The organism is Kitasatospora sp. NPDC059817, assembly GCF_042731835.1.
Taxonomy (GTDB): domain Bacteria; phylum Actinomycetota; class Actinomycetes; order Streptomycetales; family Streptomycetaceae; genus Kitasatospora.
This window is the reverse complement of record NZ_JBHWIR010000217.1, coordinates 7,652-11,489: the sequence shown is the minus strand read 5'-3', so window position 1 is coordinate 11,489 and position 3,838 is coordinate 7,652. Positions and strand designations below refer to the sequence as shown.

Here is a 3,838-nt window from a genome sequence, read left to right as displayed (position 1 = left end):
GCGTTGGGGTGCGTGCATCGCAAGGCGGAGGAGGGAGTCCATGCGGAGCATCGGCGACTGACGACAACGCGGCGAGGTGCGTGCCCCAACGCCGGCGCGCAGGCGGGAGTTTGAAGACACGCCCTAGGGATTGTCAGACACGCCCTACCGCAGCGCGGCGAGCACCGCGTCCGCCATCACCTTCTCGCCGGTGGCGTTCGGGTGGAACGGCACGGCGGGCGAGCCGGGCAGCGCGCCCTCGATCCAGCGGTCGTCCGAGCACACGTCGTGCCCGGCGGTGGGCGTGGCGGTGTCGACGTACGTCGCGCCGCCGGCCGCCGCGGTGCTCTTGAGTGCGGCGTTCAGCTTGTCGAGCACGCCGTGCATGTACTCGACGTCGCCCGGGGTCACGGGCTGGCGCAGGATGCACGAGCGGCCGTCGGCGGGCAGCACGGACGGGTAGCCGACCAGCAGCACCCGGGCCCGCGGCGCCTTGGCGTGGATGCGCCGCAGCGTGTCGGCGACCTGCGGCGCGATGCTGCTGGTGATCCGCTCGGCCAGGTCGTCGTTGCCGTACTGCCAGGACCAGCTGCTCCAGTCCCAGTAGCCGTGGTGGTAGACGTCCTTGCAGGGCGTGCCGAGCGGGTTGACGACCGCGCCGGCGATGCAGGTGGCGACGAGTTCGCCGAGGCCGAGGTCGCTGGCCGCGAGGTCGTTGCCGCCGATGCCGAGGGTGACCAGGTCGGTGTCGGGGGTCACCGCGTCCAGCTGCGGGTCGTTGACCCGGATGAAGGCGTCGTACTGGGGCTGCGTCATGGCCTTGACCTTGGCGGCGGCGCAGGTGACGTCGGTGTAGGCGCCGGCCTTGAGGGCGGCGGCGACCAGGTGGCCGTAGTTGCGGTCGGAGCGCAGGCACAGGCCCGCCGACTGGCCGGGCACGCCCGCGCCGGCGGCGTAGGAGTCGCCGAGCGCCACGAGGTGCTTGGGCGCCGGGGTGGCGGCCTGGGCGCTGGTGGAGGTGAGCGCGAGGGCGGCGCCCAGGGCGACGGAGGCGAGCGCGGTGGAGCTGCGCAGGTATCGGGGTTTCCGGGCAGGGCGGAGCACGGTTCCTCCTGGGGGGAGAGAAACGACGGGTGGGGGTCGTGCCGGGCCGCGGCTACTCGCAGGTAAGTTACTTGTTGGTTTCGTGGACGTCCATGCCGTGCGCGGAAATTTCCGAAATTCCGTCAGATCGCATTTCGCATTTCGCTCCACCATGTATCGAAGACATTTCCGAAACGGTGTGGAGCGGAATTGCCGCACTCGGTTGTTACCGGCCGGTTGACCGGACGTCACCGCAGACCGCAGTATCGGGCGCACAGCGACGGCGCCCACCCCGCGCGCGCCGTCCCGCCCGCCGCGACGGAGGACTGCGCATGGCCCTGGACGCCGACGTCATCGTCATCGGAGCAGGACTCGCCGGACTCGCCGCCACCGCCGAACTCGCCGACGCCGGACGGAAGGTGATCCTGCTCGACCAGGAGCCCGCGGCCTCGCTCGGCGGCCAGGCGCACTGGTCCTTCGGCGGCCTCTTCCTGGTCGACTCGCCCGAGCAGCGCCGGATGCGGATCCGCGACTCGCACGCCCTCGCCCGCCAGGACTGGTTCGGCACCGCCGGCTTCGACCGGCCCGAGGACGCCTGGCCGCGCCGCTGGGCCGAGGCCTACGTCGACTTCGCGGCCGGCGAGAAGCGCTCCTGGCTGCACGGCCTGGGCGTGCGGTTCTTCCCCGTCGTCGGCTGGGCCGAGCGCGGTGGCCTCCTCGCCGACGGCCCTGGCAACTCGGTGCCCCGCTTCCACATCACCTGGGGCACCGGGCCCGGACTGCTGGAGCCCTTCGTCCGCCGGGTCCGCTCCGCGGCCGCCCGCGGGCTGGTCGACCTGCGCTTCCGGCACCGGGTCACCGGCCTGGCCGCCACTGCGGGCGTCACCGACACCGTCACCGGCGAGGTGCTGGTGCCCAGTTCGGCGGCCCGTGGCGAGGCCAGCTCGCGCGAGGCCGCCGGACGGTTCGAACTGCGTGCCCAGGCCGTGATCGTGACCTCCGGCGGCATCGGCGGCAACCACGACCTCGTCCGCAAGGCCTGGCCGGCCCGGCTGGGCACCCCGCCCGCCAAACTGCTCTCCGGCGTCCCCGCCCACGTCGACGGGCTGATGCTCGGCATCGCCGGCGACGCCGGCGCCAGCCTCATCAACGGCGACCGGATGTGGCACTACACCGAGGGCATCGAGAACTGGGACCCGATCTGGGCCCGGCACGGCATCCGCATCCTGCCCGGCCCGTCCTCGCTCTGGCTGGACGCGCGCGGCAACCGGCTGCCCGTCCCGCTCTTCCCCGGCTTCGACACCCTCGGCACGCTCGACCACATCATGTCCACCGGGTACGGGCACACCTGGTTCGTGCTCAACCAGCGCATCATCGAGAAGGAGTTCACCCTCTCCGGCTCCGAGCAGAACCCGGACCTGACCGGGAAGTCCGTGCGCGGCGTCCTCGGCCGCGCCCTGCCCGGCGCCCCCGGTCCGGTCCAAAGCCACCTGCGGCACGGGCCCGACTTCGTCGTCGCGAGCAACCTCGCCGACCTCGCCCGCGGCATGAACGCCAGGACCCGCGAGGCGCTGATCGACCCCGCCGAACTGCGCCGCGCCGTCGAGGCCCGCGACCGGCAGTTCGCCAACCCCTTCGCCAAGGACCTCCAGGTCACCGCCGTCCACGGCGCCCGCCGCTACCTCGGCGACAAGCTGATCCGGGTGGCCCCGCCGCACCGCATCCTCGACCCGGGCGCCGCCCCGCTGATCGCCGTCCGGCTCAACATCCTCACCCGCAAGTCGCTCGGCGGCCTGGAGACCGACCTCTCCGCGCGCGTCCTGCGCCCCGACGGCGAACCCCTCCCGGGCGTCTACGCCGCGGGCGAGGCCGCCGGCTTCGGCGGCGGCGGCGTCCACGGCTACCGCTCCCTGGAGGGCACCTTCCTCGGCGGCTGCCTCTTCTCCGGCCGCACCGCCGGCCGCGCGGCGGCTCAGGCCACGGCGTAGACCGGTGCGTGCGGCCTCAGCGCTCGTCGGTGAGGCCCAGCCGCAGGTGCTCGACGTGGTACACGGCCTGGTCGAGGAGGGCGGCGACGTGGTCGTCGTGCAGGGAGTAGACCACCGAGCGGCCCCGGCGCTCGCCGACGACCAGGCCGAGGTTGCGCAGCAGCCGCAGCTGGTGGGAGCAGGCGGACTGCTCCATGCCCACGGCGTCGGCGAGTTCGGTGGCCGCGCGCGGTCCCTCGCGCAGTTCGGCGAGGATCAGCAGCCGGGAGGGGGTGGCCAGCGCCTGGAGGGTGGTCGCGACCTTGGCCGCGTTGGAGGCGTCCAGGCGCATCCGCGGTACGGCTTTCTCGGTGGTCGCGTGTCCCATGGGGGCATCCTACGGACCGCCGCCGAACCCCGGCACCCGGTACCCGGCAGTGCCTCTTGGCGTGCCAGGTAGGCTGCGCGTGCAGCGTGCCCCGTGACCAGGAGGAGTTCCAGAGCCGATGAGCCGCCGAGACCGGGACCGCAAGCAGGCGGCCGCCTCCCCGGTGACCGTCACCGTCTGCCGGGGCTGCTGCTGCGGCACCGAGGCCAAGCACCCGGGGGTGGACCACGCCGGGCAGTACGAGCGGCTGCGGGCGGCGGTGGGTGCGGCGGGCCGGGTCCGCGCGGTCAAGTGCCTGGACGTGTGCACCCAGTCCAACGTGGTGGTGGTCGGCCCCTCCGGGGAGGGGGGGGCGGCGGGGGGGGGAGCGCGCTGGGCGGGGCTCGGTGGGGCGGACGGACTTTTAGTCGCAATATCAGCC

At 73.5% G+C, this 3,838-nt stretch carries 3 protein-coding genes and 1 pseudogene; 2 read left to right on the top strand and 2 right to left on the bottom strand.

Features of this window, described 5'->3' with window-relative positions:
* Window positions 1–144: 144 nt before the first annotated feature.
* Window positions 145–1,083: an SGNH/GDSL hydrolase family protein gene (locus ACFV61_RS30955; RefSeq protein WP_063347064.1), complete on the bottom strand. Its 939-nt coding sequence runs from the start codon at window positions 1,081–1,083 to the stop codon at window positions 145–147.
* Window positions 1,084–1,394: 311 nt separating this feature from the next.
* Here ACFV61_RS30955 and ACFV61_RS30950 point away from each other — a divergent pair, with 311 nt between their 5' ends.
* Window positions 1,395–3,050 (top strand): FAD-binding dehydrogenase, encoded by a 1,656-nt coding sequence (locus tag ACFV61_RS30950; RefSeq protein ID WP_380495205.1) that lies wholly within the window; start codon window positions 1,395–1,397, stop codon window positions 3,048–3,050.
* A gap of 16 nt (window positions 3,051–3,066) precedes the next feature.
* On the opposite strand, the gene ACFV61_RS30945 is transcribed toward ACFV61_RS30950, so the two are convergent.
* Complete coding sequence (locus ACFV61_RS30945; RefSeq protein ID WP_063347062.1) at window positions 3,067–3,417, bottom strand: metalloregulator ArsR/SmtB family transcription factor; 351 nt, start codon at window positions 3,415–3,417, stop codon at window positions 3,067–3,069.
* Window positions 3,418–3,535: 118 nt separating this feature from the next.
* Here ACFV61_RS30945 and ACFV61_RS30940 point away from each other — a divergent pair.
* Window positions 3,536–3,766: pseudogene (locus tag ACFV61_RS30940) on the top strand ((2Fe-2S) ferredoxin domain-containing protein); the annotation flags it as partial.
* Window positions 3,767–3,838: the final 72 nt, after the last annotated feature.

Excerpts from the sequence above, each read along its gene's own strand:
- ACFV61_RS30950 (WP_380495205.1), top strand. The coding sequence starts at position 1,395 with ATGGCCCTGGACGCCGACGTCATCGTCATCGGAGCAGGACTCGCCGGA.
- ACFV61_RS30945 (WP_063347062.1), bottom strand. The coding sequence starts at position 3,417 with ATGGGACACGCGACCACCGAGAAAGCCGTACCGCGGATGCGCCTGGAC.